Source organism: Ekhidna sp. (assembly GCF_963691765.1).
In the GTDB taxonomy this organism is placed as follows: Bacteria; Bacteroidota; Bacteroidia; order Cytophagales; family Cyclobacteriaceae; genus Ekhidna.
On sequence record NZ_OY829375.1, the window covers coordinates 1,250,123 to 1,274,915 of the forward strand.

General features: G+C 38.8%; 18 protein-coding genes. 4 read left to right on the plus strand and 14 right to left on the minus strand.

Features of this window, described 5'->3' with window-relative positions:
• Window positions 1-10: 10 nt before the first annotated feature.
• Window positions 11-607 (plus strand): aminotransferase class IV, encoded by a 597-nt coding sequence (locus tag ACY650_RS05870; protein WP_462252697.1) that lies wholly within the window; start codon window positions 11-13, stop codon window positions 605-607.
• On the opposite strand, the gene ACY650_RS05875 is transcribed toward ACY650_RS05870, so the two are convergent.
• The 9 genes from ACY650_RS05875 to ACY650_RS05915 all read right to left on the minus strand — a co-directional run bounded on the left by ACY650_RS05875 (window position 600) and on the right by ACY650_RS05915 (window position 9,695).
• Window positions 600-1,859: a CHASE2 domain-containing protein gene (locus tag ACY650_RS05875; protein WP_462252699.1), complete on the minus strand. Its 1,260-nt coding sequence runs from the start codon at window positions 1,857-1,859 to the stop codon at window positions 600-602. The genes ACY650_RS05870 and ACY650_RS05875 overlap by 8 nt on opposite strands.
• Before the next feature lie 69 nt (window positions 1,860-1,928).
• Window positions 1,929-2,993 (minus strand): hypothetical protein, encoded by a 1,065-nt coding sequence (locus ACY650_RS05880; protein ID WP_462252701.1) that lies wholly within the window; start codon window positions 2,991-2,993, stop codon window positions 1,929-1,931.
• A complete protein-coding gene (locus ACY650_RS05885; RefSeq protein ID WP_462252703.1) occupies window positions 2,986-3,570 on the minus strand; it encodes a hypothetical protein in 585 nt (194 codons plus the stop codon). Before ACY650_RS05885 ends, ACY650_RS05880 begins: the two co-directional genes overlap by 8 nt.
• Entirely contained in the window at window positions 3,560-4,102 is a 543-nt protein-coding gene (locus ACY650_RS05890; RefSeq protein ID WP_462252705.1) for an RNA polymerase sigma factor, read from the minus strand. Before ACY650_RS05890 ends, ACY650_RS05885 begins: the two co-directional genes overlap by 11 nt.
• A 183-nt stretch (window positions 4,103-4,285) precedes the next feature.
• Entirely contained in the window at window positions 4,286-4,546 is a 261-nt protein-coding gene (atpC, locus tag ACY650_RS05895) for an ATP synthase F1 subunit epsilon (protein WP_462252707.1), read from the minus strand.
• Window positions 4,547-4,578: 32 nt separating this feature from the next.
• Window positions 4,579-6,087 (minus strand): F0F1 ATP synthase subunit beta, encoded by a 1,509-nt coding sequence (atpD, locus tag ACY650_RS05900; RefSeq protein ID WP_462252709.1) that lies wholly within the window; start codon window positions 6,085-6,087, stop codon window positions 4,579-4,581.
• A gap of 87 nt (window positions 6,088-6,174) precedes the next feature.
• The gene (locus ACY650_RS05905) at window positions 6,175-7,392 is read right to left on the minus strand and encodes a sensor histidine kinase (protein WP_462252711.1); all 1,218 of its coding nucleotides are present in this window, start codon (window positions 7,390-7,392) and stop codon (window positions 6,175-6,177) included.
• A gap of 36 nt (window positions 7,393-7,428) precedes the next feature.
• On the minus strand, window positions 7,429-8,745 hold the full coding sequence (locus ACY650_RS05910; RefSeq protein WP_462252713.1) for an ABC transporter permease: 1,317 nt from the start codon (window positions 8,743-8,745) through the stop codon (window positions 7,429-7,431).
• A 23-nt stretch (window positions 8,746-8,768) separates the two neighbouring features.
• A complete protein-coding gene (locus tag ACY650_RS05915) occupies window positions 8,769-9,695 on the minus strand; it encodes an ABC transporter ATP-binding protein (RefSeq protein WP_462252715.1) in 927 nt (308 codons plus the stop codon).
• Window positions 9,696-9,977: 282 nt separating this feature from the next.
• Between ACY650_RS05915 and ACY650_RS05920 the strand changes: the two genes are divergently transcribed.
• Genes ACY650_RS05920 through ACY650_RS05930 form a run of 3 tightly spaced genes read left to right on the plus strand, consistent with a single transcriptional unit; the run spans window position 9,978 to window position 13,432 of the window.
• Window positions 9,978-10,550 carry a lysophospholipid acyltransferase family protein gene (locus tag ACY650_RS05920; protein ID WP_462252717.1) on the plus strand — a complete coding sequence of 191 codons (573 nt, stop codon included), beginning with the start codon at window positions 9,978-9,980 and terminating at the stop codon, window positions 10,548-10,550.
• Between the two features lie 9 nt (window positions 10,551-10,559).
• Entirely contained in the window at window positions 10,560-10,847 is a 288-nt protein-coding gene (gatC, locus tag ACY650_RS05925; protein WP_462252719.1) for an Asp-tRNA(Asn)/Glu-tRNA(Gln) amidotransferase subunit GatC, read from the plus strand.
• Between the two features lie 2 nt (window positions 10,848-10,849).
• Window positions 10,850-13,432 carry a hypothetical protein gene (locus ACY650_RS05930; RefSeq protein WP_462252721.1) on the plus strand — a complete coding sequence of 861 codons (2,583 nt, stop codon included), beginning with the start codon at window positions 10,850-10,852 and terminating at the stop codon, window positions 13,430-13,432.
• 54 nt (window positions 13,433-13,486) lie between these two features.
• Here the strand turns inward: ACY650_RS05930 and ACY650_RS05935 are convergent, their stop codons facing one another.
• The 5 genes from ACY650_RS05935 to ACY650_RS05955 all read right to left on the minus strand — a co-directional run bounded on the left by ACY650_RS05935 (window position 13,487) and on the right by ACY650_RS05955 (window position 24,708).
• On the minus strand, window positions 13,487-14,164 hold the full coding sequence (locus tag ACY650_RS05935) for an energy transducer TonB (RefSeq protein ID WP_462252723.1): 678 nt from the start codon (window positions 14,162-14,164) through the stop codon (window positions 13,487-13,489).
• A 107-nt stretch (window positions 14,165-14,271) separates the two neighbouring features.
• The gene (gene gcvH, locus ACY650_RS05940) at window positions 14,272-14,646 is read right to left on the minus strand and encodes a glycine cleavage system protein GcvH (protein ID WP_462252725.1); all 375 of its coding nucleotides are present in this window, start codon (window positions 14,644-14,646) and stop codon (window positions 14,272-14,274) included.
• Between the two features lie 64 nt (window positions 14,647-14,710).
• On the minus strand, window positions 14,711-21,808 hold the full coding sequence (gene sov, locus ACY650_RS05945) for a T9SS outer membrane translocon Sov/SprA (protein WP_462252727.1): 7,098 nt from the start codon (window positions 21,806-21,808) through the stop codon (window positions 14,711-14,713).
• Between the two features lie 27 nt (window positions 21,809-21,835).
• Window positions 21,836-22,429 carry a Holliday junction branch migration protein RuvA gene (ruvA, locus tag ACY650_RS05950; protein ID WP_462252729.1) on the minus strand — a complete coding sequence of 198 codons (594 nt, stop codon included), beginning with the start codon at window positions 22,427-22,429 and terminating at the stop codon, window positions 21,836-21,838.
• Complete coding sequence (locus ACY650_RS05955; RefSeq protein ID WP_462252731.1) at window positions 22,426-24,708, minus strand: NADP-dependent malic enzyme; 2,283 nt, start codon at window positions 24,706-24,708, stop codon at window positions 22,426-22,428. Before ACY650_RS05955 ends, ruvA begins: the two co-directional genes overlap by 4 nt.
• Between the last annotated feature and the right edge of the window lie 85 nt (window positions 24,709-24,793).

A 24,793-nucleotide genomic window follows, 5' to 3' on the forward strand; every position in this document is an offset into this window, starting at 1 on the left:
CCCGAAAATAATGAGATTCATCGAGAGCATTAAACTACAAGATGGTAAGTACTTAAACTTAGTTCTACATCAATCAAGGGTCGATGGTGTATTCAATAAATATAACCCAAGAACTAAATCCCCAACCCTTGAAGAGATACTACCCCAATTGGATATGAAAGGGGTATTCAAAGTACGAATGATTTATGATGTCAGTGATGGAGATGCTACCTATGATATTGAATATGCTGAGTACATTCCAAGGAAAATTGAGTCCTTACAAGTAGTGCAATCGGAACTTTTCGACTACTCGTTCAAATATGAAAATCGTGATCCTATAAATATCCTCGCTTCAAGAGCTACCGCAGATGATATTATCATAGCAATGAATGGAAGTATTACTGATGGATCATATTTCAATCTTGCTTTCTGGGATGGTACAAATTGGTTCACACCTGACACTCCACTATTAAAAGGCATCAAAAGATCTCAACTCATTAATGAGAGAAAAATATCAGAGAAATCCATTAAAGAAGAAGACATCTTATCATTCGAAAAAGTGAGTCTGATAAATGCTATGCTTGACCTAGGTGATATAGAGGTCCCCACTGATCAAATCATTACCTAGCAGACTCCCAAAACTTTCTATTTACTTTAAAAATCTCTTTCCTATTACTTCTTGTGAATAAGTTCTTAATCACTCCATGATATACCTCGATTGCATCTCCTGATAGTGCAATTACAATAAGAGACAGAGTGATATCTAGTTTGTAATTAACCGTGTAAAACATATAGATCATCAAGGTAGCAAGGAAGAAAACCTCTATCAGGATTATAAGCTTAGTGATGCCATCGTACCACTTCGGAATGGCTCCATATATCATCTTAAAGAAAAAGACATTCACCAAACACAAAATAATCGCAAGGACGATTGCTTGATTCTCGCTCATTGAATCAATATTATCCTCGTCAATTATCTGAGATACGATGTTCGCATGGATTACTCCACCAAACATGTCATGTTCTGCTTTGCCAACGTACCGCTCGTTCATAGGTGTAAAGTAGAAATCTTCTCTAGTCAGTACGTCTCCTAAAAATTTACCCATAGTGCACATTATCACAACCTTCCCCTCGATAAGATCAGGTGTGAAATTTTCATCCAAAACATCAAACACATCAAGAGTGAAATACTTCATACGCGGATTTTGCGAAACGAAGTTGATTACATTTCCCTTATAATTAATAGTCTCCACCTCATTCCCTCTATCTAAAAATCGTTGGGTTTTAGCTGAATCAATTGCCATAGCTAAACGAACAGCAAAAGCATAGCTCTCAACACCGTTGACAGACTGTACAGGTGTAAACTCTCTACAAACCTTTAGATCATGTTGCACTCTGGCATCAGTGATAAGATTTACAAACCCAAAATCTGCATTTTCAGCAAGATGGCTTTCTGGCCGAAGCGTATGGGTAAACTCAGTGCCTTCCTCATTTAGATCTACCAGTTTTTCTCCGACAATGAGATTGGGAGTTTCTCTGAAAACTCGAGTTAGCATACTATCATTTTCCCAGGTTTGTGGTTCGTCTAGCAATACATCTAAACCTATGGCTTTGGGATTGTATTTGCTTATTATTTCAATTTGATGTGCAATGCCTTCTCGATTTAATTCGCCAATGTTGACAATTACAAGTTCCTCATCGGCAATAGGTTCTTCTCGCATTTGAGAAAAAACAACGTCAGTAAGTTCAAAATCTGAAAACATCTCTCCGATCGGATCGAATGCTTCGAAAACTTTAAGCAGCGGCAGTGAGGCAAAAACTCCGAGAATTCCGAAGATAAAAATGGTACAAAGGACGGTGTCTAAGGTGAATTTTTTCATGACATAAAGAAAATAAATTTTCTTAAGTCAAAACCTTAACTGCCATCCTCTGTCACTTTTTGTCTATTATCAGAAAGTAAGTCCTACTCTCAAGGCAGGGAATACAGATTTAAAATCATCTGTGAAAATCAGTTCAGGTGAGAATGAGAAGTTCGAATTATCGTCATCTGCATAGATGGATAGTTTCCATGTACTACCTTGGAAGAAGTCACCATCTCGATGTATGAGTGAACCTATTCCCAACCCTACTTTAGTCTTACCAAAATTCAATTTACCATAACCGTTCAGCCATCCATTTAAATCCAAATCATAGTCACTAGATTCTGTATCTCTCGAAAAGAAATATTGCTGAGTATAAAGGAATCCAAACTCAAGCCATTCATTGCCTAACCGATCATGAATATTGAATGCAATCTTACTTCCAAGATCTGGAACAAAGCGATCCCGATAATAACCAAGACCTATCCCTAAAAAGGTAATCTCTATATTGTCCGCTCTTGTATTTAGCACACCTAGTTCATTTACTTGGGCATTCCCATAGCTAAACTTGCCTTTGCCGGTATATAAATTATTGCTGCCTTCGTTCGTATATTTTTGATCAATTTGTTGCCAGAGCGATTCGATTTTAATGTCTTTGATTTGACTCAATTGACTAAGATCATTTAGAGAGAAATAAACAAACAGATCTTTACCAACAATGCTGAATTCTACTCGATCTGCAGCATATTCCTGAACTCCATCAACTCCTATCAAATAGGTTTCATTAGTGATCAGTGGTGTGACCTCTACTTTTGCCAACTCCTTTTCATCTTTCTTAATTTTCCGATAGGTTACTGCTCTTCCTCCTTCAATGGATGAATTTTCGATAGCATTTTCCATAACGTTGAGGGCGCTTTTCCAGAGTTCGTCTGTATAGTAATTTGATTTATTACTAATCCGATCAAACGCAAATATTATTTCGACATCATCAACAGTCATTCGAATAGTATCTGGATAAAGATTCCAGATTCTTCCGTCCTTCTCTCCAGCTGTTTGAGAAATATTTTCGGAATCTCCCCCAATGTATACCGTCTCTTGCGCGAATGATGCAATAGAGATACTTAGTCCTATCAGTGTTAATTTGAGTTTATTCATTTTTTTCATAGAGCTTAACTTTTAATGCTTGATGTTCCACATTTGATTTAGTGGGAGACTTCTGCCATTGAGCTCTAATGGTCATCTTTCTTCCTTTTCCAACCTTAGGCGTCTCGAGGCTTGCCTGTATGATTGAAATGTCTTCGCCGGTGAAAGTCGGCTTTTTCACTTTAATAATTTCGAATTCAATCGGCTGCAAGGCAGGTGAATTGGCTGTCACTTTTGCTAACTGAATCGGTTCAATTCCTTTTTTATCCAGCTTCCAAGTAGGCTTATCTGGTTTTTTCAAGTCATCCTCAATCATTGGCGCTTGAATAAGATCAGAGTTTTCAATTGCCGATGTCCCCTCAATTTCAGAAAGAGTATTAGCTGGTAGATCTATTTCTTTGAGCAAACTAATTGGCAAAAACAATGTTAAAAGCAACATACATGCAGCTACGGCCCTCCAATAAACAACGGTACGGCTGTTATTTAGTCGCCCCTCTAACTTGGTCCACACAGCTGAATCGTCAAACTCAAACCCGAGTTCAGAAACTGAAATCTGATCCAGCCTGTCCGATAATTGATTAAGAGCCATAGTTTTCATTTTTTTGATCCAACATCTCTCGAAGCAATTTTTTTGCTTTGAATAATTGCGACTTAGAAGTCCCAACAGAAATTCCCAGTTGATCACTTATCTCCTGATGATAATACCCTTCTACTTCATATAAATTGAATACCGTTCGATAACCCACTGGAATAGACCTAATCGCATTCAATAAATCTTCGGTTTCAAGTTTCGATAACGGAGATACATCCACTTCTTGATCCAAATCTTCACTTATTGCAAGTACTCTTATGTCCTTGTTTTTCCGAAGCTTCATCAAAGCTTCGTTTACCATAATTCTCTTCACCCATCCAAAAAATGCATTATCAGATTCATAGGTGAATTTTTTTAGGTTCTTGAATACTTTATGAAATCCTTCCAAGAGCACGTCCTCAGCATCCTCCTTACTTTTCATATATCTCACGCAAACACCCATCATTGGTGCGCTTAGCCTTTGATATAGAAGCTGCTGAGATTTTCGATCTCCGGATTTGCTCTTTTCTATTAGATCTTTAGTATTCAAGAGTAGCATTTGTTTTTAGAATGCACAATGGGGTTGGATGGTTGTCTGAACACAAAAAGTTTCCAACTATTTGGCAAGGTAGCAATGTTTCTCCCTGTAAAGATTTGATGATGGTTAAAGCTTGTTAAACAAAAAAGCCGCCTGCAGTTATGCAGGCGGCTTTTTATAAAAGTTTTAACTTATTTATTCGTCTTCGTCACCGAAAACTTTTTCTACAAGAACATTTACTTTGTTATTCATTATTTCCACAACTCCTCCTTCAACAAGGATATGTACTTCATCCTTCTTCTCTTCTTGGTAACGAATATCTCCTTTGCCTAATGTAGAAACCATTGGAGCGTGATTATTTAATACCTGAAAGGATCCATCGCTTCCAGGGAAAGAAGCACTTAATACTTCTCCTTCAAATACTTTCTCGTCTGGTGTTACTATTTCTAAAAACATCTTTGTCTATTTAATCGCTAATCGAGCTACGATTAAGCGTTAGCTTCAGCCATTAATTTCTCACCTTTCTCTACAGCTTGCTCAATTGTACCAACAAGGTTGAACGCTGCTTCTGGTAGGTGATCAAGCTCACCATCCATGATCATATTGAATCCTTTGATAGTGTCTTTAATATCAACCAATACTCCTTGAAGACCTGTAAATTGCTCTGCTACGTGGAATGGCTGAGAAAGGAATCTTTGAACCCTTCTTGCTCTGTGTACCACTTCTTTATCTTCATCAGAAAGTTCATCCATACCAAGAATAGCGATGATATCCTGAAGTTCTTTGTATCTCTGAAGGATCTCTTTTACTCGTTGTGCACAATCATAGTGATCATCTCCTAGAATATCTGCACTTAAGATTCTTGAAGTAGAATCTAATGGATCCACAGCAGGGTAGATACCTAGCTCAGCAATCTTTCTTGAAAGTACTGTTGTCGCATCCAAGTGAGAGAATGTTGTAGCTGGAGCAGGGTCAGTCAAGTCATCCGCTGGTACGTATACCGCCTGTACTGAAGTAATCGAACCTCGCTTAGTCGAAGTAATACGCTCCTGCATCAGACCCATCTCAGTAGCAAGTGTTGGTTGATAACCTACCGCTGAAGGCATACGTCCAAGAAGGGCAGATACCTCAGATCCCGCTTGAGTAAATCGGAAGATATTGTCAACGAAGAAAAGGATATCCTTACCTTTTCCATCGCCATCGCCATCTCTATAGTGCTCAGCAACAGTCAATCCAGATAGAGCCACACGAGCACGTGCCCCAGGAGGCTCATTCATCTGACCAAATACGAAGGTCGCTTTAGAGTCTTTTAGTTTGTCTTTATCCACTTTCGACAGGTCCCATCCGCCTGCTTCCATAGATTCTTTGAATTCTTCACCGTAATCCACAATGCCAGCCTCGATCATTTCTCGAAGAAGGTCATTTCCTTCACGTGTTCTTTCACCAACACCAGCAAATACAGACAAACCACCGTGTCCCTTTGCAATGTTGTTAATCAATTCCTGAATCAATACGGTTTTACCAACACCCGCACCACCGAATAATCCAATCTTACCTCCTTTTGCGTATGGCTCGATCAGGTCAATTACCTTGATACCAGTAAATAGCACCTCAGTTGAAGTAGATAAGTCTTCGAACTTTGGAGCCTCTCTGTGTATTGGCAGACCGTTAGAATTATCAACTTGCTCCAGACCATCGATTGCCTCTCCTACTACATTGAAAAGACGACCTTTGATCGCATCGCCAGTTGGCATTTTGATAGCAGATCCCAAATCAGTTACTTCTGTACCTCGGCTTACACCATCAGTACTATCCATAGCGATTGTTCTTACCAATTCTTCACCCAAGTGCTGCTGCACCTCCAAAATCACTTCTACACCATCAGGACGAGTCACTTTTAGTGCGTCCATAATATTTGGGAGCTTAGATCCATCTGCACTGAAGCTTACGTCTACTACAGGGCCAATAATCTGGGTTACCTTACCTTTATTTGCCATTATTTCTTGTGGTTATATTAATGGGGTTGTTTGAAATTTGGTGCGAAATTAAGGGAAAAAAACATAAGGAAAAAAGGTTTTTGAGCCTCATCCATTCAGGTAAATTCGGAAAGTCGTCCCTTTATTGATTTCAGAGTGTTTTACGAAAATTTTTCCTTGATGATATTGCTCAATTATTCTTTTTGCTAACGTCAAACCAAGGCCCCAACCACGCTTCTTAGATGTATATCCAGGTCGAAACACGTTATTTATCTTCGATTTGGATATTCCTTTACCTGTATCCTGAACATCAACTGCCACTCGGCCTTCATTTGCTCTCAAAATACTAATATGAATTGAGCCCTTACCCTCCATTGCGTCGGCTGCATTTTTACATAGATTTTCTATAACCCACGCAAACAGAGATTGATTGATTCGGGCTTCAATATTCCGATTTGGGAATGCCGTAACTGTCATATCTATTTTAGTAGATAGTCTTTTTTGGAGATATATGACAATTTCATCCACTGCATCAGCAATATTGAGCAGTGCAAGCTGCGGCTCGCTGCCAATACTTGAAAATCTATCTGTAATCACTTTCAAGCGATCAACATCTTTATCAAATTCAAGAAGTGCCTCTTGTTGATCTTCATAGATGCCTTTAAAATACTCAGACCATGCCATGAGGGAAGACAACGGAGTACCTAATTGATGCGCTGTTTCTTTTGCCAAACCCACCCAAACATGATCTTGCTCTACTCTTCGCATATAATTCAATGTCAAAAAAGTAATGATGCTGAAAAGAGCAATTATTGATAGCTGGACGTATGGGTAATATTGAAGCTGACTTAACAGAAATGAGTTCTTATAAAAAATATACTTATTGCCATAAATAATATCCTGATCGTCTTTCAAGGTCACTTCAATAGGTGGATGTGCCTCCTTCATGTAAGTTATTTCTTTCCTTAAGAATGCTTCTCTTTCATCCCTATCAGATATTTTATCAGCCCTACTCAAGTTTCGATAATCTTCCGGTCTTTCATTTTCATCCGTCAGTATTACCGGAATGGAGTGGTTCGCTGTGACAATTTCATCCAATATGAGGATGAAATTGACATTCTCGCTTTCATTGGCAAGAAATTCTAGTGAACTGGCATATATCTCAATTTGACGTTGCTCCCGATCACGAAGCTGAGCCACCAAATTGTTGGTATATATAATCGATCCAAAGCTTATAAGAATAGCAAACCCCACCACGATCCACTTTAAATGTGGTCGTAATGGGGCTAGTGTATTGCCAGTGGCTTCTCTAAACTTTTTCTTCACAAAATGATCCTTTGGTTAAAAATAACCACGATCATCTTAATTTTTTTGCATTAACCACTTAGCTAGAACTTTATAGTTCACTTTGGCTCCATGCATAAGAATACCAATGCGGTAGATTCTACCTGCCAACCAAAGCGTGAATATGAATCCTACAATAAGCAAGGCCATGCTCAAAGCAATCTCCCAAGCCGGTACTCCAAATCCAATTCTTCCCATCATTACGATAGGTGAAGTGAATGGAATTATGGAGAGCCAGAAACTGACTGTTCCGTGTGGATCTGGGAATACAAACATCATAAGCCCCATCAACGCTACTAGAATTGGCATCATGATCGGCATCATGAACTGTTGCGCATCTGCTGGTGTATCTACAGCTGACCCAACTGCCGCGAACAGTGCTCCATAAAGGAGGTACCCACCCAAAAAGAAGAATACAAAAAGTGAAACAATCTTAGTGATAGGAATATCATTGACTAATGTAAGTGCCTTCTGGATCTCTTCATTACTCTGAATTGCAGAAGCTCCTTCATTGGTTGATTGCATCATTTGAGCAGTCTCTGCTGGATCCATGCTTAATCCAAATGCAGCCATTCCCGCAAATGAAATTACACTAATCAAGACCATCCAAATCACAACCTGAGCTATTCCTACAGAAGCTACACCTATTACCTTACCAATCATCATGTGGAATGGTCGCACCGTTGAAACAATTACTTCAACAATTTTGCTATTCTTTTCTTCTATCACTCCTTGCATCACTTGTGCTCCATATGCAAATAGGAATATATAAATCATGAAGCCCATGACATACCCGATTCCGAATGTCACGCCCGAATCACTTTTCTTCTCATCTCCCGTCTCACTTAAGTTAAAAGACTCAATAGAAACGTAAGTTTTCAGGCTTTCCAACTGCTCTTCATTCAATCCTGATCGAGTGAGCTTTACATCTCTTATTTGTCTTTCAATTTTGCCTTCGAATCCACCAATTAAGTTAATCCCAGGCGAGGTATGCGCATAAAATTTAATCCCTTCAGGATCATCAATGTCCAACTTTGGGATATAGATCAATGCAAAATCACTTGAAGTGCTGAATCTAGCTTTGGCTGAATCCAGGGGACCATCTACCATTTGATAGTCATAGCTCTCAGTATCTTCGAAAGTCAAGATCCCACTTTCATCCAACACATGGATCACTTCTACTTCCTTATTTTTTTCGTTTTCTATTGCCAGATATACCATTCCTCCAATAATTGCAGGAAAAAGTAATGGCACTAAAATCGTAGCAAGCAAGAAGGATTTCTTCTTTACTCTACTCATGAATTCTCGCTGAATTACTAAAAATATCTTATTCATCTTAAATGTCTTTTTTGGTGATTTTACGCTTCAGTTAATTCAGGATTTTCTCCCTTTACCAGCGAAATAAATATGTCATTCATACTTGGGATTCGTTCTACAAAAGAGTGAATCTCAACTTGCCCAATTAGCTGCTTAAGTAGATCGTTAGGATTTCCTTCTGCAGAATACTGTATCAATGATTTTTTCAATCCTCTTCCAATATCTTCTGTGCTTATGAGTTCGTAGCCGGAGCCTGACTTCACTTCCCCTCCTTTATATTCTACAAAGTATGATCCATCTCTAAATTGCTCTTTGATATCAACTTTTGACCCATCAAGGATTTTTTGAGACTTATTAATCATTGCTACATGATCACACAACTGCTCAACAGATTCCATCCTATGAGTAGAGAATATGATAGTAGCCCCTTTATCTCTTAAATCAAGAATTTCATCCTTGATAAGATTTGCATTTACAGGATCAAATCCTGAGAACGGCTCATCAAGAATAATAAGCTTCGGCTCATGCATCACAGTGGAAATAAATTGAATTTTTTGAGCCATCCCTTTGGATAAGTCCTCAATCTTTTTTGACCACCAATCGATTATTTCGAGCTTCTGACACCATGCCTTAGCTCTTTTCGAAGATTCCTTCATGGAAAGGCCTCGAAGCTGTCCCAAATAAATCAATTGCTCTCCAACCTTCATCTTCTTGTAAAGACCTCTTTCCTCAGGCAAGTATCCAATGTTGCGAATATGATCTGCATTAAGAGGTGTTCCATCAAATAGTATCGAACCTTGGTCAGATTCGATTATTTGATTGATAATTCGAATAAGGGTTGTCTTACCTGCTCCATTTGGACCTAATAATCCAAAAATGGTTTTTTCAGGAATTTCCATACTCACATCAGTCAATGCCTGATGCTCGCTGTATGACTTACTTATGTTTTCTACTTTTAATAGGCTCACAATTCTTATTGTTTATTGGTCATTAGTGCACGAATCTAGAAAAATATTACAGAGTCGTACATTTTTTTCTAACCGACTGGATTTTGCGACTAATTTAGTGGCTTAATAGCACACCTAACCGGCAATATGATTTTAAGGCGCTTGTATTCGTTTTGGGCCGTTTTTTCCATGGTCTTTTTCTTCTTGCTGCTAATAGTTCCATTGCTTATTATGGTTCCTTTCAAGGCACTACACAAACAGGCATTAAGAATCAATTATTTATGGGCGCGGTGTTTTTTGAAGATGGCATTCATCCCAGTGAAAAAAGAATGGAGATTTGATCTTGACAGAGATCAGCAATATATCATATGCGCCAATCATTTTTCTTATCTAGACATTCCGATTCTTGGGCTTTACCCATTACCGTTTAAGTTCGTAGGCAAAAGCTCACTTGCCAAAATTCCAGTTTTTGGATACATGTATCACACGCTACACATCACAGTAAACAGATCGAGCTATAGAAGTCGAGCTAGAAGTTTAGAAAAAGCCAGAGAAGCGATAAGAGACGGGTTTAATCTTGGCTTCTTCCCGGAAGGTGGTATTCGACTTTCCAAGTATCCTGAAATGGTTGAATTTAAAGATGGAGCTTTCAAAGTGGCAGTTGAAAACAATATACCTATTGTTCCTATTACAATGCCTGACAACTATAAAATACTCCCAGACGATGATTTATTGAATATTAGGAGAAGAACATGTCACATAATTTTCCATGAACCAATATGGCCATCTGGAGGTGATGATGATGATGTAAAGAAACTTAGGATGGAAGTTTTTCGTGTCATTCAAAAAGAACTTAACAAGCGAAAGGCTGATTAACTTTGAATTATGAAAATAACAAAGGAGATAGTTCAGAAAACAGCACATCTTGCAAGACTATCATTTGAAGAAGAGAAAGAGGAACAAATGATTGAAGATCTCCAGAAAATGGTGGACTGGATTGATAAACTTAAAGAAGTTAACACAGATAATGTTGAGCCTTTAATAAGTATGTCTTCCGAGCAAAATAAGTTTCGTGAAGATGATACCACCGAGAATCTGCCTCGTGAAAGTTCATTGAAAAACGCACCAAAACAGGATTCTGAATATTTCAGAGTTCCCAAAGTAATCAACTAACAGTGAGTAATTTTTTAAAGAAATCCTTAATAGGGCTCTTCATAGCGTGTCTTTTAGCGATGCTATGGTCTTACAGTTCTGGCTATGACAACTCAATAAACTGGGAAGTAACAACCATAGGGGAAGTAATAGAATTTCCTGCCTGGACGCTAGAAACTGAATTATTGACACATGAAATAATGGGAGAAAAACTCCTGTTGAATGAACAGTATTCTGGAAGTAAAATACAGAGGGATATAACTAGAGATCAAGCACTCCTTGGGCTGATGTGGCTGGGTCTATGCGGTGCCTTAGCAGCCTCCACCTATTTACGGAGATATGCATTTTTCATTGTAGTAGCGCTTCTCGCACTATTCATAAATAGACTTAATCTTTCAGAAATAGGTCTTTTTGGTATTCAGACAAATCTTGTGGTATTTATACCTTCATTGGTCCTAATAATACCATTGGTGATATTTCATGAATACAAGAAATCTACACCGCTTATTCTTAGGATATTGATTTTGTCAATATTGAGCGGTGGACTTTTGATGGGGGTTTCCGACGCTACCTTATTTACCGACCATGTGATAGCGCACTCTTTATTTGGATTTACAATCTGCGGGCTAATTTTCTTATTCCTAATTTCTGAAGAGATCACATATGGAATTCTGCATGTGGTTACTTCCGGAAAAGGTGGGAAAAGTAACCACCTTCATTTCTTAGTTCTTTCAATTATATACTTGGGGAACTTGGTATTATATTATCTCAATAAGTCTGGGTTATTTGATAATAACTTCTTTTTCTTTGATCCATTTATACTGCTTGCGATTTCATGTCTGATAAGCCTATGGAGTCTTAAGTTTAAGTCTGACTTTTTATCTAAGTATTTAAGTCAAGGTACGCTCTACCTTTTCACCTTCAGTCTTGGGATTATTACTTTGTCCTTTTTGTCATTGCACATTATTAGAGGAAATGATGGCGTATATCAAGCATTACACTATTTCATTCTGTACTTTCATATAGGGTTTGGAGTGCTCTTCTTCCTTTACATCATTGGCAACTTCATAGATCCTCTGATAAAGGGTTTTGAAGTTCACAAAATCGCATATAAAGAGCGTAATTTTCCATATGCAAGCGCTCGATTGGGTGGTTTTTTTGCAGTCCTTGCCTTCTATTTTCTTTCGGGACAAGAGTCGTATAATTTGTTGAAAAGTGGCTACTATATCTATTTGGCACAGGAAGCAAAGACAGAAAACAATGACTTGCTTGCGAAAGAATATACATTAGAAGCAAGTTACCTTGGCTACAATACTCATTACGCTAATTATTCTCTTGGATGGGGCGCAATGGACAAAGGGAATGAATATCCTGCCAAAAACTATTATTTAAGTGCGGCACAGAGATTTCCATCAGCATATGCGCTTGTCAACTATGGGAATCTTGATGCGGAAATAAATGCCAATAAAGTACAGGCAATATACGAAGAGGCATTAAGGAGCACCAACAGCGGTGAATTAGAAAACAATCTCGGCGTAATACATATGAACAAGGGAGAAGTCGATAGAGCCTTGACATATTTCGAAAAAGCAAATCCGTTAAATGATTGGAATAACGCTCCGCTAATAAATAAATGGAGTGTTTACAAAAAATTAGAAGTTGTTGACTCTAGTAAAATCAACCTTGACTATCAAAATGGAAATTATGGTGTTAAGAGCAATATTTTAACCACCCAGACAGAGCAAACTGACTTACAATTCGATCATGATAAAATTGAAGATGCTGAATTCTTACATCGTCAGACATATCTACTGAATAGTTGCTACATCTTCAACCATGATTCTATAGAAAGCTTAACAAGGAGAGAAATAGAAAAATCTACTGATGGCACCTACAACGATCGATTAAGAAAAGCTCTTTCAATCCATCTTTATAACAAGGGTGAAGTTAATGAGGCCTTTATGATGCTAGACTACCTTCAGGCGAATGCACATCAATATTATAAAGGGGCGTATTTGGATGCTTTAGGCAAGTTGGCAATGGACCAGCAAGCATACAAACTGTCATTGGAGTTCTTTCAAAAGGCATTAGATCTTAAACACACCGAGTCACTACTACCAAGTCTCGAGGTATTGGCAAGAATGGGCCGAAAGAATGAAATACCACAAGAGCTTCTGAAAGCACTAAAGAAAAATCCCGAAATGACGGATGAAGCAAATGAGTTTTTGAGTGCTTTAGAAAATTATGAGATTCCAAAAACCAAAGACTGGATTGTCCCAAATTTGGATGGCCTTCCAGATTCAACGCTAGTTGCAATAGGTAGAGCCAATGCATTTAATGTACCTAAAATGATTGCAGTGGTTGAGGAGCTAAAGAAGCGTGACGCATCTGGAGGATATGAACTACTTGTTGATGCTACTGAAATAAATCCTTACAGTACTGACCTTTTAAAAGTTTATGCATACGCTGCTTTGGATTGGAATTTAGTAGCGTACGCTGATCAAACGTTAGATAGAATCAAAGCACTGCTTCCGGCAAACGAGTATGCTGATTTCGAAGCTCGTTATTCGGCCTACAAGCTAAAATTAGAAGATGCTTCTTGGTAGGCATAAAAAAAGCCTCTTGATTGCTCAAGAGGCTTGAATGAAATTTTCTAAATCTTAGTTAGCAAACTTGAATAGAATGTTCTGAATCATTTTTTGACGAACAGGTTTTCCTCTTTGCTTACCTGGCTTCCATTTCGGAGATTCTTTAAGTACTCTTACAGCTTCCTCATCACATCCAGCACCAATTCCTTTTACTACGTGAATGTCTGTTAAGCTTCCATCTCGTTCCACAACGAACTGCACGAATACTCTACCTTCAATACCCATTCTTTGAGCTTGTCTAGGATACTTAAGTTCTTTCTTAAGATATCCATAGAAGGCAGTGATACCTCCAGGGAAAGATGCGGACTCTTCAACAATCGTAAAGATCTCATCTACATTTTCTTCTTCTGGAGCTTCTTCGAATACAATTTCTTCTACAACAGTTTCCTCTGTTACCTCAACATCAAGTTCTACTTCGATCTCTTCCTCGATTTCTTCTTCATCAGGAATCTCGATGATCTCTGGTATTTGAACTTTTGGAGGTGGTGGAGGTGGTTGTTCTGTTGGTGGAATATCGATGATATCTTCAAAATCATCATCTACATTCCCTAGGTCCATTAGACCTGAATCATCATAAGTCCTCCATTCGAACGCTACTATGATAAGCAGCAAGCTGGCAGCCATTCCAATATTCAGGAACATTCCTGACTGTCTGGAAAGGTCTATTTTCGGATTTTTCTTAGGTTCCATATTCCTTCTTTTGTGAAGTTGAACATCAAATATATGTCCTTCAATTTTTATATACCAAAAGGACGATGGTATTTACTTAAACTAAGCAAAAAACATTCCAATATTTCTTATCCCCCTACTTCTGCCTTATAATCTTCTGCAGAAATCAGGTGATCTCCTTGATCTGAAATTTTGATTTTAATCATCCAACCCTCTCCATAAGGGTCTGAATTAACAACTTCAGGATTTGATTCAAGCTCTGAGTTTACCTCTACAACTTCTCCTGAAACAGGCATGAAAAGATCGGATACTGTTTTTACCGCTTCAACCGTTCCAAATACTTCTCCTGCGTCGAGAGATTCGCCTTCAGTTTCAACTTCAACATACACAATATCACCAAGCTCTCCTTGTGCAAAGTCAGTAACTCCAACTGTTGCAATATCGCCGTCAATTTTAACCCACTCGTGATCTTTGGTATACTGTAATTCTGATGGAATATTCATATGCTTCTATTTAGTCTTAGATTTTTTAATGGGCGTCAAAAATAAAACTTAGAATTGAACTGAACTACTGTGCAAGACCAAATCTTAACTGAACCCCAAATGCAGTCGTTGCGCGCTTGAATGAACTTAGCACTTTTGGATCAGTTACATTCCTTTCCATATAGAATGTAAAGTCTAGCTGATTGTTGATTTTATACGTTACTGTAGGCCTTACTTGCCATGTAAGGTTACCATTGGTAATGGTACTTCTTTCTCCTATTCTGCGTTGGACGGTCTTACTATCTCTAACCGAAGCCGCAACTCGCATCGTAAGGTCATTCTCAAGCGTCAAAGTTCGACCCTGCCATCTCCAAGGCAGTTTAAATCCAACTTTAGAATATCCTATATCAACAGTAATATCATTATTTGTCGTTTCTGTGATCTGAGCATTTGACATATTTAGCGCCAAATTCCTACTCTTGCGAAACTCCAACCTCGTTGAGATGTTATTTTTCGTACGAATATTAAATCCTATCAAAGGAACAAATTGCTCCGATATCATAACCTGATTAATGATGTAAACTGGCACCAATCTACCTGTACTATCATCTCTTGCCTGCGGATAATCAAGAATGTCATTTTGCAAGCCAATAACATCTTCTCCATAATTCAATGAGTTGGTAAAACTTGAAACACTGTAGCTAGAATTGTATCCATGAGAAATTGTGAAAGATGAAAATAACTCAGACAAAGCAGGGATATTAATCAACCCTGTGTAATCAAGTCTCCAATTCGGAAGAGGAACTTTGGGGAATGGGGTTAAAGAAGTGCTACTAGCATCTTTACCAGAGTATGCCGAGATAAAGGCTGGAATCAAGACATCTTGAGACAGTGTATCATATTCACCATTTGGATTAGATCTATTTAACCTTTCTCTTACGGTAATTAGATTTTGTTCAAAGGTCGAAAAAGCATCTGAAGAATTATCTGGACCATCCTTTTGGAATGCAGTCCTTATTGCGAGAAAAGAGATTGAATAGCTACCACTTCGGGAAGGTGTGAGTGTCTCAAAACCTCCTTCATCTGCGTTAAATCTAAAAATCTCTTGGTACTGATTGTTAAGTCCTCTATTCCATGTTAACTGTACTCTTAGATCTTTGAATGGCTGCAAGTCGGCTTGAATATCTAAATCTGTTCCAAACGTTTGCTGAAATGGAGAATTGAGATTTTCATTTCGCACAATCCACCCATTTCTGGCGGCTCTCTGCTTGATCCCTTGATCTTGACTACCTAGGATAAATCCAATACCAGGAGCATTGAATCCACTATCTAAACCAAATAAAAATGCTGTCGGTTTAAATCCTGAAAGAGAGGTACTTTCATTTATATTATATGTCCCGTTAACAGATTTAAGCATCATAAGGAATCGTAAAAATTGATTACCAGGGCTTACTGACTGTCCGCTTTCCGGCGGTGTATTTGCATTTTTAAGGAAAGTAATTTTATCATAGATCTTATTCATATCGATCTTAGGCCTAAAAGTGATTGTCCGTTGATTATTGATGAAGTTTCCAAAAAACAATTCATCGTTTTCCAAGCTAACAGTATCACTTTCAGTTCTATTAATAGCACCTGCTACCCAACCATATCCTACTGAATATCCGGCATCCATTGTAAGCCAATCGGTAAATGGAATTTTACTGAATGGAAGTGAATAATTGAGCGCAATACTCTGATTAAAGTTCTTGAGCCTTCCAAGCGAGAAGATTTGATCCCAGATGTAGTTACGCTCAAATTTGGTATCTATGTCTCCTTCAATAATCCCCTCAGGCTCATCTATTACTGCGTTCGCAGTAGCACTATAAGTCAGCCCTAAGCTTTTCGTAATATCCCATCTCATTCCATAGTTTCTCGCAAAAGAGAAATTCCTTTCATAAAGTGGCTCTACTCCTTCTGTAGTTAGGTCGTTATTATAATATTGAGTGAGTCGGAAATCCCTTCGAAGGTTTGTTGAAAACGAAAAATTACTTGGGACTGGAGAAAAATTAAAATCTTTGATTAATGCCAAATAAGGTGAAGTCAACTTCTCCGATTCACTAAAAGGCTCGACACTCCAAGCAGCAGGTGAGAAGTTGTAATTGATTCCTCCACTCACCGTCTTGTTGAAAAGCGTTTGGGTACTCACATTGCTTGAAACCCGATCGCTATAAGCGTAGCTGAATGAAAAGTTTTCTATATCATAAATCCTACTCCTCGAATCCGGGTTTACTTTTTCTTTCCTCACATTGGTGAAGTTTATACTTCTACTTGTCGACCTGTCTTCAACTATCCGCCTGTATCTTTCTCTTTCTTCGTTGTTATCAAAAGCCTCCAGTGACGCCTCTAATGGGACATCCGGATCTAATGGATCAAATTGCGGCGTAACAGTAGATTTTTCATAACTCACAAACATTGGCACCACTAAACCTGTCTTATCAGGCCTCATAAACTTTTCAAGATTTAGGTTGGCCGAAACATCGTATTGAATTGTTTCTGCTCTTGATCGTTCTGAAATTCGTTGTTGAATGTTGCCAAAGCCAATTGAAGTGTACCTAGTAGATGCGGAGACTGTTCCCAGGTCAGCTAATTTGGTGCTTACCCGGGCATTTGCCGCCCATCCAGCATTGGTATCAAAATCTGTCACTCGAAGTTCATTTGCCCAAATACATACAGACTTAGATGAGTTAGACTCATCACCGGGATTTTTAACACCAATCATCATTACTCTCACATCACTTAAATCCGGACGTCCCTTAACGGTGAACGTATATCGGCCATCATTAGACGGCACTGAATAAGGAATGTCTTCGTCTAAGTTCGCTCGATTTCTTTCCGATTTAATACCAAGTAGCTCCTTTATAGAAACGTCAATTTCATTTTCCAAAGGCCAAACCTGTCTCCTGATCTCCGCTTGGCTTCCAGTAACATCTGGAGGTGTAATAAGTAACGGAACTTCTACTTCGTAATAGTGCTCATCAAAGTCAGTACCCAGCCTCATGAATGCAGTCACTTCATTATCTAGCACCATATCATCGTTGAATGCCTCTGCGTGAAAGAACATCTTCATGCGTCCATAATTGATTAAATCATAGGATACATTCTTATATACTGCTCTTGCATCTTTATCATCCAAGTCTTCTACACATACCTGAAGAGACTGCTCGTTTATGCGTCGATTTTGAGTAGTTGTATTATCAATATCTCGATCTAAGCCTGGTGGCAAAACATATCGTACTCCACCGGTAGTGCTTGTACTATTTTCTTCAATATTTACTACTGAAACTGAAAAATCTGATGTTTCGATATTTGGCAGAACATCTAGTCCTGGTTCGTTCAATGCACGCTCAAACTTCCTCCACTGACTACCTACTAGACGCATTTGAGCAAAACGCAAGACTACTGGTCTATTCCAACCAGTCAAGTACATCCGGATGTACTTGATATTTTCAAAGGTTGGGTTCCCTATAGGAGTGCCTACATTCTGGATTGGAATCCTAAACAAATACCAGTTGGTTGATTCGTCATTAGGTGCAGCTATTTGGTCAACAATAAAATCACTAAGCTCCAAGTTTCCATCAACAGGGTTGGATACACCTGCTCTTGGCGTAAGGTCTAACTCATATTCAAAATACTCTTCCAAGTCTGAGATCGTATTATCCTGATTTAGATCTTCATTGTCAGGTAATGTTGTTGAAGCAGGTATGAAAGCACCTCCACCGCCGCTGGCAATAGGAGAGTTATTCTCCATACCATTCCAGTCTTTGTAACGCTCAACAATTTTTGCGTCCTGCTGATCATAAAAGCCATCCAAAATGTATCTGAAGTTATCCGCAGACGGATCGTCATCTCCTGCTCGAGTAGGAAAAACATCTCTCTCGTCTTCATCTCTCAAACCATCAAGCCCTATATCCTGGTTATCTCTAGCACCTGGAGAATTTTCGAAGAAGTTCGTAAGGTATTGATCCTGTGTAATCTGTCCCCATGTGGTAATTGGACCAATTTCCCCATCTATCGGCAGGCCATTTTCGAATGCATGAGTATCATCAGGGGCAATATCCTCCGAGACAGACCCTAGATTAAAAATCAATTTACCTCCTTGATTTTCATTTGCAATTGCATCTACTAAACCATCTTTCACCCGGCCGTTCTCACCATCAATAAATGGATCTAACATCCAAAATTCAAGATATTCTATGTTCGTCTGGGTAAAGTTTACCTCATTAGTAATCGCTCGGGTAATTCCACCCCATCTGTCTTCGACTTCTGATGGGCTTAAAGATTCGGTCTCAAAATTGGGATTATAATTATACTGACCTCTTTCTGTCGGAAAGTATGCCACATCAAAAATGGGTTCATTGAAGTTGACTAATGTCTGATCCCTTTGCCTAAAAATCTCTTGCGGTAGGACCGCACGTTCATAGTGATTAGATAGATCATTGTCAGAAATGTTTGAAGGTCGATTGTTTCCTCCAGCTCTGTAAAAAATTGAATTATCAACTGTATACCAAGCGATTTTCGCTTTTCTATAATTGAAATTCAGTGCAGAATTGCCACTTTGCGCTTCTTGAAAAACACGTGGAGTAGCGGCGAGCTTCCACGCTTGCCATCCCATTATATTGATTGGTGTTGTTGCATTTTCAAAGTCATCAATATATGAGGTCCCTTCACCATTCACCACATTACTTGTCCCTGGTATTAATTGGGCAAATTCAGCATTAAATGTTACCGTAGATGGTGCTTTAGTACTTACCAAAGGAAGTTTATCCACCATTTTGGTTAGGAAGCGAGATTCATTTTGATAATTAATATCGAATCCATACTTGGTATTGCTTGTTGGCTCATTTCCCACTGCAAACCTGGAGATCCCGCCAGGGCGCTCATTTAGATGTAGAACAGTGGCTCCAATATTGAAGTTATCATTGAATCGATAATCAAATCGAGCACCTGTAAGAGTTCTCGTCTGGAAGTTGAATAAGTCGGCCTTTTCGTAGGACACTTGAAGCGTTTTCCCTGAACTAAGTATTCCTTCATTTAAGATGGTGACCCTTCCCAAATTATAATCTACTCTATAATCCAGTCCTTCAGTTAAAGGTGTATTTCCTGCAGTAACAATCACCGAACCCTCAGCGATGTTAATACCTGGTAAAGTGATTTCGCTTGAAGATCCTGCAGTCAACCTTCCAGAAATCACAAATTTGTTTTGGGTAGCATTAAGCTCTGCTGTTGCCTTTGGCTCATCGTACAATTCATTGTAAACATATTTATCAATTAACCTTCCTTCGTCCGGATCAAATTGATCTTCTAAAGTTTCGCCGAATGGTTCACGTACGGGAAAAATAATATTACCATTCTGTGGATCAATGGTAACCCCCTCGATAAAGTCAAAATTTCCATCAGGAGATCGGTCACCTGTGGGATTTAATCGATCTAGACTAAATACTTGGATGAGCGGTTTGTCTTTCAGTTGCCGACCTTCATGTAATGAAGGATTATCTTGCCCGGTATCATCATCCCTGTAGATTACCCTCAATTGGAATCCTTCTTGACTGATCTGAGCTGCATTGAGGTTGTAAATGTTTTTCATCATCAGATCCCAAGTAGGTACTTCTGTATTGATTTTATTGGGACGTAACATTTTTAGATATATTACTTGGTCCTCACTTCGATTCTGATAGTCCTCCGTTAGTTCTCCTACTTTATATGCAGTACCATTAAATGTATATTCATATGCTATTGCCAGGACCTCATCGCTAGCTAAGCTACGAGTCAAGGTGATGTATCCAAGCTCTCGATTAATGGTATACTCCGCCTGATCCAGTTTTCTTGCAGTAGTTACTTTCACATAGTCAGTAGAATTCTCGAAAGAGGGAAATGTGTTTAAAAGAAAGCCATCCACTGCATCTGCTGATTGTTCAGTAAGGCTTGCAAACAAGCTATTTGCTCCATTTCGCGTCGGACCGCCATTTCCAGATCCAATATTAGGTTCATCAGGACGATGAATCACTGTTCCTTCACCCAGATCCATGAGACCCAGTATGTTACGAGTAGTCTGAGTATCATTATTTCTGTTTAACACGTAAACTTCAGCTCTTGTGACATTTACACCCGAAGTGATCTGAGGTAAGGCCGCTAGCCATTGCTCATAGTTGTCTCTAAAAAAATGCCCTAAGAAAAAGTGTCTATTTTCTTCATAGTCTGCTGCTCGTACTTCGAATTCACGTCCTTGGAAGCCACTCTCAATGGTTAACGTTTCATTCCTACCACGCTGTTGAGATAAAACAGTGGTTACATACAACTTGCCAAATTGAAGTTCCGTCTTGATACCAAACAAAGACTGGGCTCCACTCATAAGGGAGTTTGTAACTGGCATACTCACATTACCTATTTCTATCTTCTTAATTATTTCCTCCTCATATCCGGTATAAATGACCTTTAGGTTATTTTGAAAATCAAAAGTGTTGTTGTTATCGAAGTTTGCTGTGATCTCTAACTTCTCACCAACTTTTCCAACAACATTCATACTTATCTGTTGGTTGAAGTTGAAAGCACCATTTTTTTGTTGTCGAAGTGGGATAGCAGGATTGTCTATCCGTTGAAAACGAGCTCCAAAATCTAGGTTTACAAATCCATTAGGTTGAATGTCTACGTAGCTTCCTCCGAAAATTCTATCAAAGATTGGACTAATGTATAGGCGAGGTATTAAGCTTCGACCACTAACTGCACTTTCGCCATCTAATCCTGCTGACCGCTCTTTGAAATACTCACGGTTTAGCTGAGAATTGTTGTAGCGATTAAATTCATTAAAAGTCATGAAAGAAGCGGGCCTAAAATCAAGCGAGCCTATATTTTCATACACAGAATAAGTAACTCCTCTATCCTCAGCGGTAGTATCAGGATTGAATTGCACTTGCATATCCACCTGCGATGGATCTCTTAAAAAGAGTGGCGATCGCGAGCTTCTAAATGAAAATGGATCTCCAAACCGATAACTTGGCTGAAACGTAGGTTTCTTACTTGGCTCATATGGGCCAACTGTATCGTTTTGAACTGTATCTTGTTCTTGAAGGAATCCAGCATTCGCTTGAGACCAACAACCCAATATCAGAATCGCAAAAAGGAATCGTATATGAAAATTTACTTTCAAAAAAAGGCTCTTTGTAATTAGGTTAGGTTATGATCGCTTTAGAGCGAATTTGATCAATTCTTCAAGTTTAATCTCCTCTCCGTATTCTTTCAAAATCTTATCTACAGTTTTTTCTGCTGCTGACTTATTAATGCCTAAAGTTGTCAGTGCAGATAACGCCTCAGAACGCAGTGTATTATTAAATAGTGGCTGAATTTCTACTGATTTATCAAGTAGCCCTTCTTTTTTCATTTTATCCTTCAATTCCAGAATAATTCGCTGGGCTGTTTTGCCTCCTATTCCTTTTACAGATTGTATGGTTTTTACGTCCTCCTGAATAATTGCCGCTTGTAATTCTTTGGCATCAAGTGATGACAAAATCATGAGCGCAGTACTTGGTCCGACACCATTTATTGAGAGTAGATCGAGGAATCGTTTTTTCTCTGATTGCTCATAGAATCCGAATAAAGTATGCGAATCTTCTTTTACATGAAGATACGTCTGAATAAGAATATCTTCTTTATCCTTCACTTGAGAATAAGTAATCAAACTTATTTTCACTTCATACCCAACACCGCCAACATCTACAATTAAGTGAGTAGGATCTTTAAATGCCAATCGGCCTTTCAGGTAAGTAATCATAGGCCTTCTCTATTTGCTACTCCAGCATCCACAACTGCAATAGCCACCATGTTGTAAATTTCTTTTACAGAGCTACCCAATTGTAGCACCTGAACAGATTTTTTCATGCCCATAAGGATTGGCCCTATTACTTCCGTGCCCCCAATCTCCATTAGTGTTTTGTATGCAATATTACCCGACTGAAGATCTGGAAAAATTAAGGTATTCACGTTGTGTCCCTTTAAATCGCTAAATGGATAAAGTTCTTCCAGTAGATTTTTATTTAAAGCTACGTTAGCCTGAATATCGCCATCAATGACCATGTCAGGCCATCTTTCTTTGGCCATCTTCACAGCCTTGGAAACTTTTTCAGGTACTTCTCCTTTTGCAGAACCAAAATTCGAAAACGATAAACCCGCAATCTTCGGCTCGTAATCAAAAAATCTAACAGCTCTATGCGTCAAACCAATTATTTCAACCAGCTCTTCAGCAGTAGGATTCATATTGACGGTAGTATCTGCAAAGAAGTAGTTACCTCTTGGGGTATTCATGATATACATTCCCGCTACTTTACTTACACCTTCTTCCATACCAACAATTTGCAGCGCAGGAAGAACCGTTTTTGGATAATCATTGGATAAACCAGAAATCAAAACATCCGCTTCTCCTTTGTTGACCATCATCATTCCGAAATAGGTCCTACTTGTCATTGCCTTTCTTGCCAAATGCATAGTCATGCCTTTTCGTTGACGCATAAGGGTATATTCCTTGGCAAACTCCTCCACCTTATCCATGTGCTCATTGGGATCAATAATGTCACAATCTTTGATGGCCTCGAGCTCATGTTCTTCAATGAGTGCTTTTATCTCGCGCTGTTTCCCCATTAAAATAGGTGTTCCTATCCCTGTATCCAGGGTCATCTGGGCAGCCTTAAGTATGTTAATGTGGTTCGCTTCAGCAAAAACCACCTTCTTAGGATTTTGCCTTGCACGGTATACAAAACGAGAAATTAATCTTTGATCAATCCCTACTCGTTCAAGCAAATCGTCTTCGTATTTTTTCCAATCGGTAATTTGGATTCTTGCCACCCCTGTATCCATTGCAGCTTTAGCAACAGCAGGCGATATTGTAGTAATCAACCTAGGATCCATAGGTTTAGGAATCAGATACTCATGCCCGAATCTGATACTAGATTTTCCATACGCCTTTAAAACAATATCTGGCACTTGTTCCTTAGCTAATTCAGCTATTGCTTTCACCGCTGCCAACTTCATCTCTTCGTTGATCGCAGTAGATCTAACATCAAGAGCACCCCTAAATATGTAAGGAAATCCCAGCACATTATTCACTTGATTGGGATGATCCGAACGGCCAGTAGCCATCAATACATCTTTCCTTGTTTTCACCGCCAAATCATAAGCTATTTCAGGATCTGGATTTGCAAGGGCAAAAACTATCGGATCATTTGCCATCGACTTTAACATCTCTGGAGTCACTATGTCGGCAATGGAAAGTCCTAAGAACATATCGGCTCCATTTAAGGCTTCCTCCAACGTATTTATTTCTTGCGTAGTGGCATATTTAGACTTAATCTCATCAAGCCCTTCCCTACTTGTATTTAATATTCCCTTGCTGTCTGCCATGAGAATATTCTCCTTTTTGGCACCTAAGGAAACATATAAGTCTGTGCAAGCAATGGCAGCTGCTCCAGCCCCACTGACTACAATTTTTAAATCCTGAATTTTCTTTCCGACTACTTCAAGTGCATTGAGTAATGCGGCACTGGAAATAATTGCTGTACCATGCTGGTCGTCATGCATGATAGGAATATTCATCTCTTCTCTGAGAGTTTGTTCTATTTTAAAGCTCTCAGGTGCCTTTATATCTTCAAGATTAATCCCTCCAAAAGTTGGCTCTAATGATTTTACTATCTCAATGAATTTGTCAGGATCTTCTTCATTGATCTCGATATCAAAAACATCTATCCCGGCAAATTTCTTGAATAACACTCCTTTACCTTCCATTACAGGTTTGGAGGCTTCGGGACCTATATTTCCTAGACCCAAAACCGCAGTCCCGTTTGAAATAACACCTACTAGATTGCCTTTGGCGGTGTACTTATAAACATCCTCGGGGTTTTCTGCTATTTCCTTACAAGGTTCAGCAACACCTGGTGAATATGCTAATGCCAGATCATGTTGTGAACTCACTGATTTAGTGGAGTTCACCTCGATCTTACCCGCAGGTTTGTTTGAATGATATTCTAATGCTTCCTTCGGCCTAATTTTGGTCGTACTCATTCTCTATTGGTTATTGACTGGTTCGGATAGTATATCCGACCTTCAAAGTTGACCAACTAAAAAGGAATAACCAATTATTCGTAAG

What these genes read in the sequence shown, in the direction of transcription:
- ACY650_RS05870 (WP_462252697.1), top strand. Translation starts at nt 11, where the DNA reads ATGAGATTCATCGAGAGCATTAAACTACAAGATGGTAAGTACTTAAAC.
- ACY650_RS05875 (WP_462252699.1), bottom strand. Translation starts at nt 1,859, where the DNA reads ATGAAAAAATTCACCTTAGACACCGTCCTTTGTACCATTTTTATCTTC.
- ACY650_RS05880 (WP_462252701.1), bottom strand. Translation starts at nt 2,993, where the DNA reads ATGAATAAACTCAAATTAACACTGATAGGACTAAGTATCTCTATTGCA.
- ACY650_RS05885 (WP_462252703.1), bottom strand. Translation starts at nt 3,570, where the DNA reads ATGGCTCTTAATCAATTATCGGACAGGCTGGATCAGATTTCAGTTTCT.
- atpC (WP_462252707.1), bottom strand. Translation starts at nt 4,546, where the DNA reads ATGTTTTTAGAAATAGTAACACCAGACGAGAAAGTATTTGAAGGAGAA.
- atpD (WP_462252709.1), bottom strand. Translation starts at nt 6,087, where the DNA reads ATGGCAAATAAAGGTAAGGTAACCCAGATTATTGGCCCTGTAGTAGAC.
- ACY650_RS05910 (WP_462252713.1), bottom strand. Translation starts at nt 8,745, where the DNA reads ATGAATAAGATATTTTTAGTAATTCAGCGAGAATTCATGAGTAGAGTA.
- ACY650_RS05920 (WP_462252717.1), top strand. Translation starts at nt 9,978, where the DNA reads ATGGCATTCATCCCAGTGAAAAAAGAATGGAGATTTGATCTTGACAGA.
- gatC (WP_462252719.1), top strand. Translation starts at nt 10,560, where the DNA reads ATGAAAATAACAAAGGAGATAGTTCAGAAAACAGCACATCTTGCAAGA.
- ACY650_RS05935 (WP_462252723.1), bottom strand. Translation starts at nt 14,164, where the DNA reads ATGGAACCTAAGAAAAATCCGAAAATAGACCTTTCCAGACAGTCAGGA.
- gcvH (WP_462252725.1), bottom strand. Translation starts at nt 14,646, where the DNA reads ATGAATATTCCATCAGAATTACAGTATACCAAAGATCACGAGTGGGTT.
- ruvA (WP_462252729.1), bottom strand. Translation starts at nt 22,429, where the DNA reads ATGATTACTTACCTGAAAGGCCGATTGGCATTTAAAGATCCTACTCAC.
- ACY650_RS05955 (WP_462252731.1), bottom strand. Translation starts at nt 24,708, where the DNA reads ATGAGTACGACCAAAATTAGGCCGAAGGAAGCATTAGAATATCATTCA.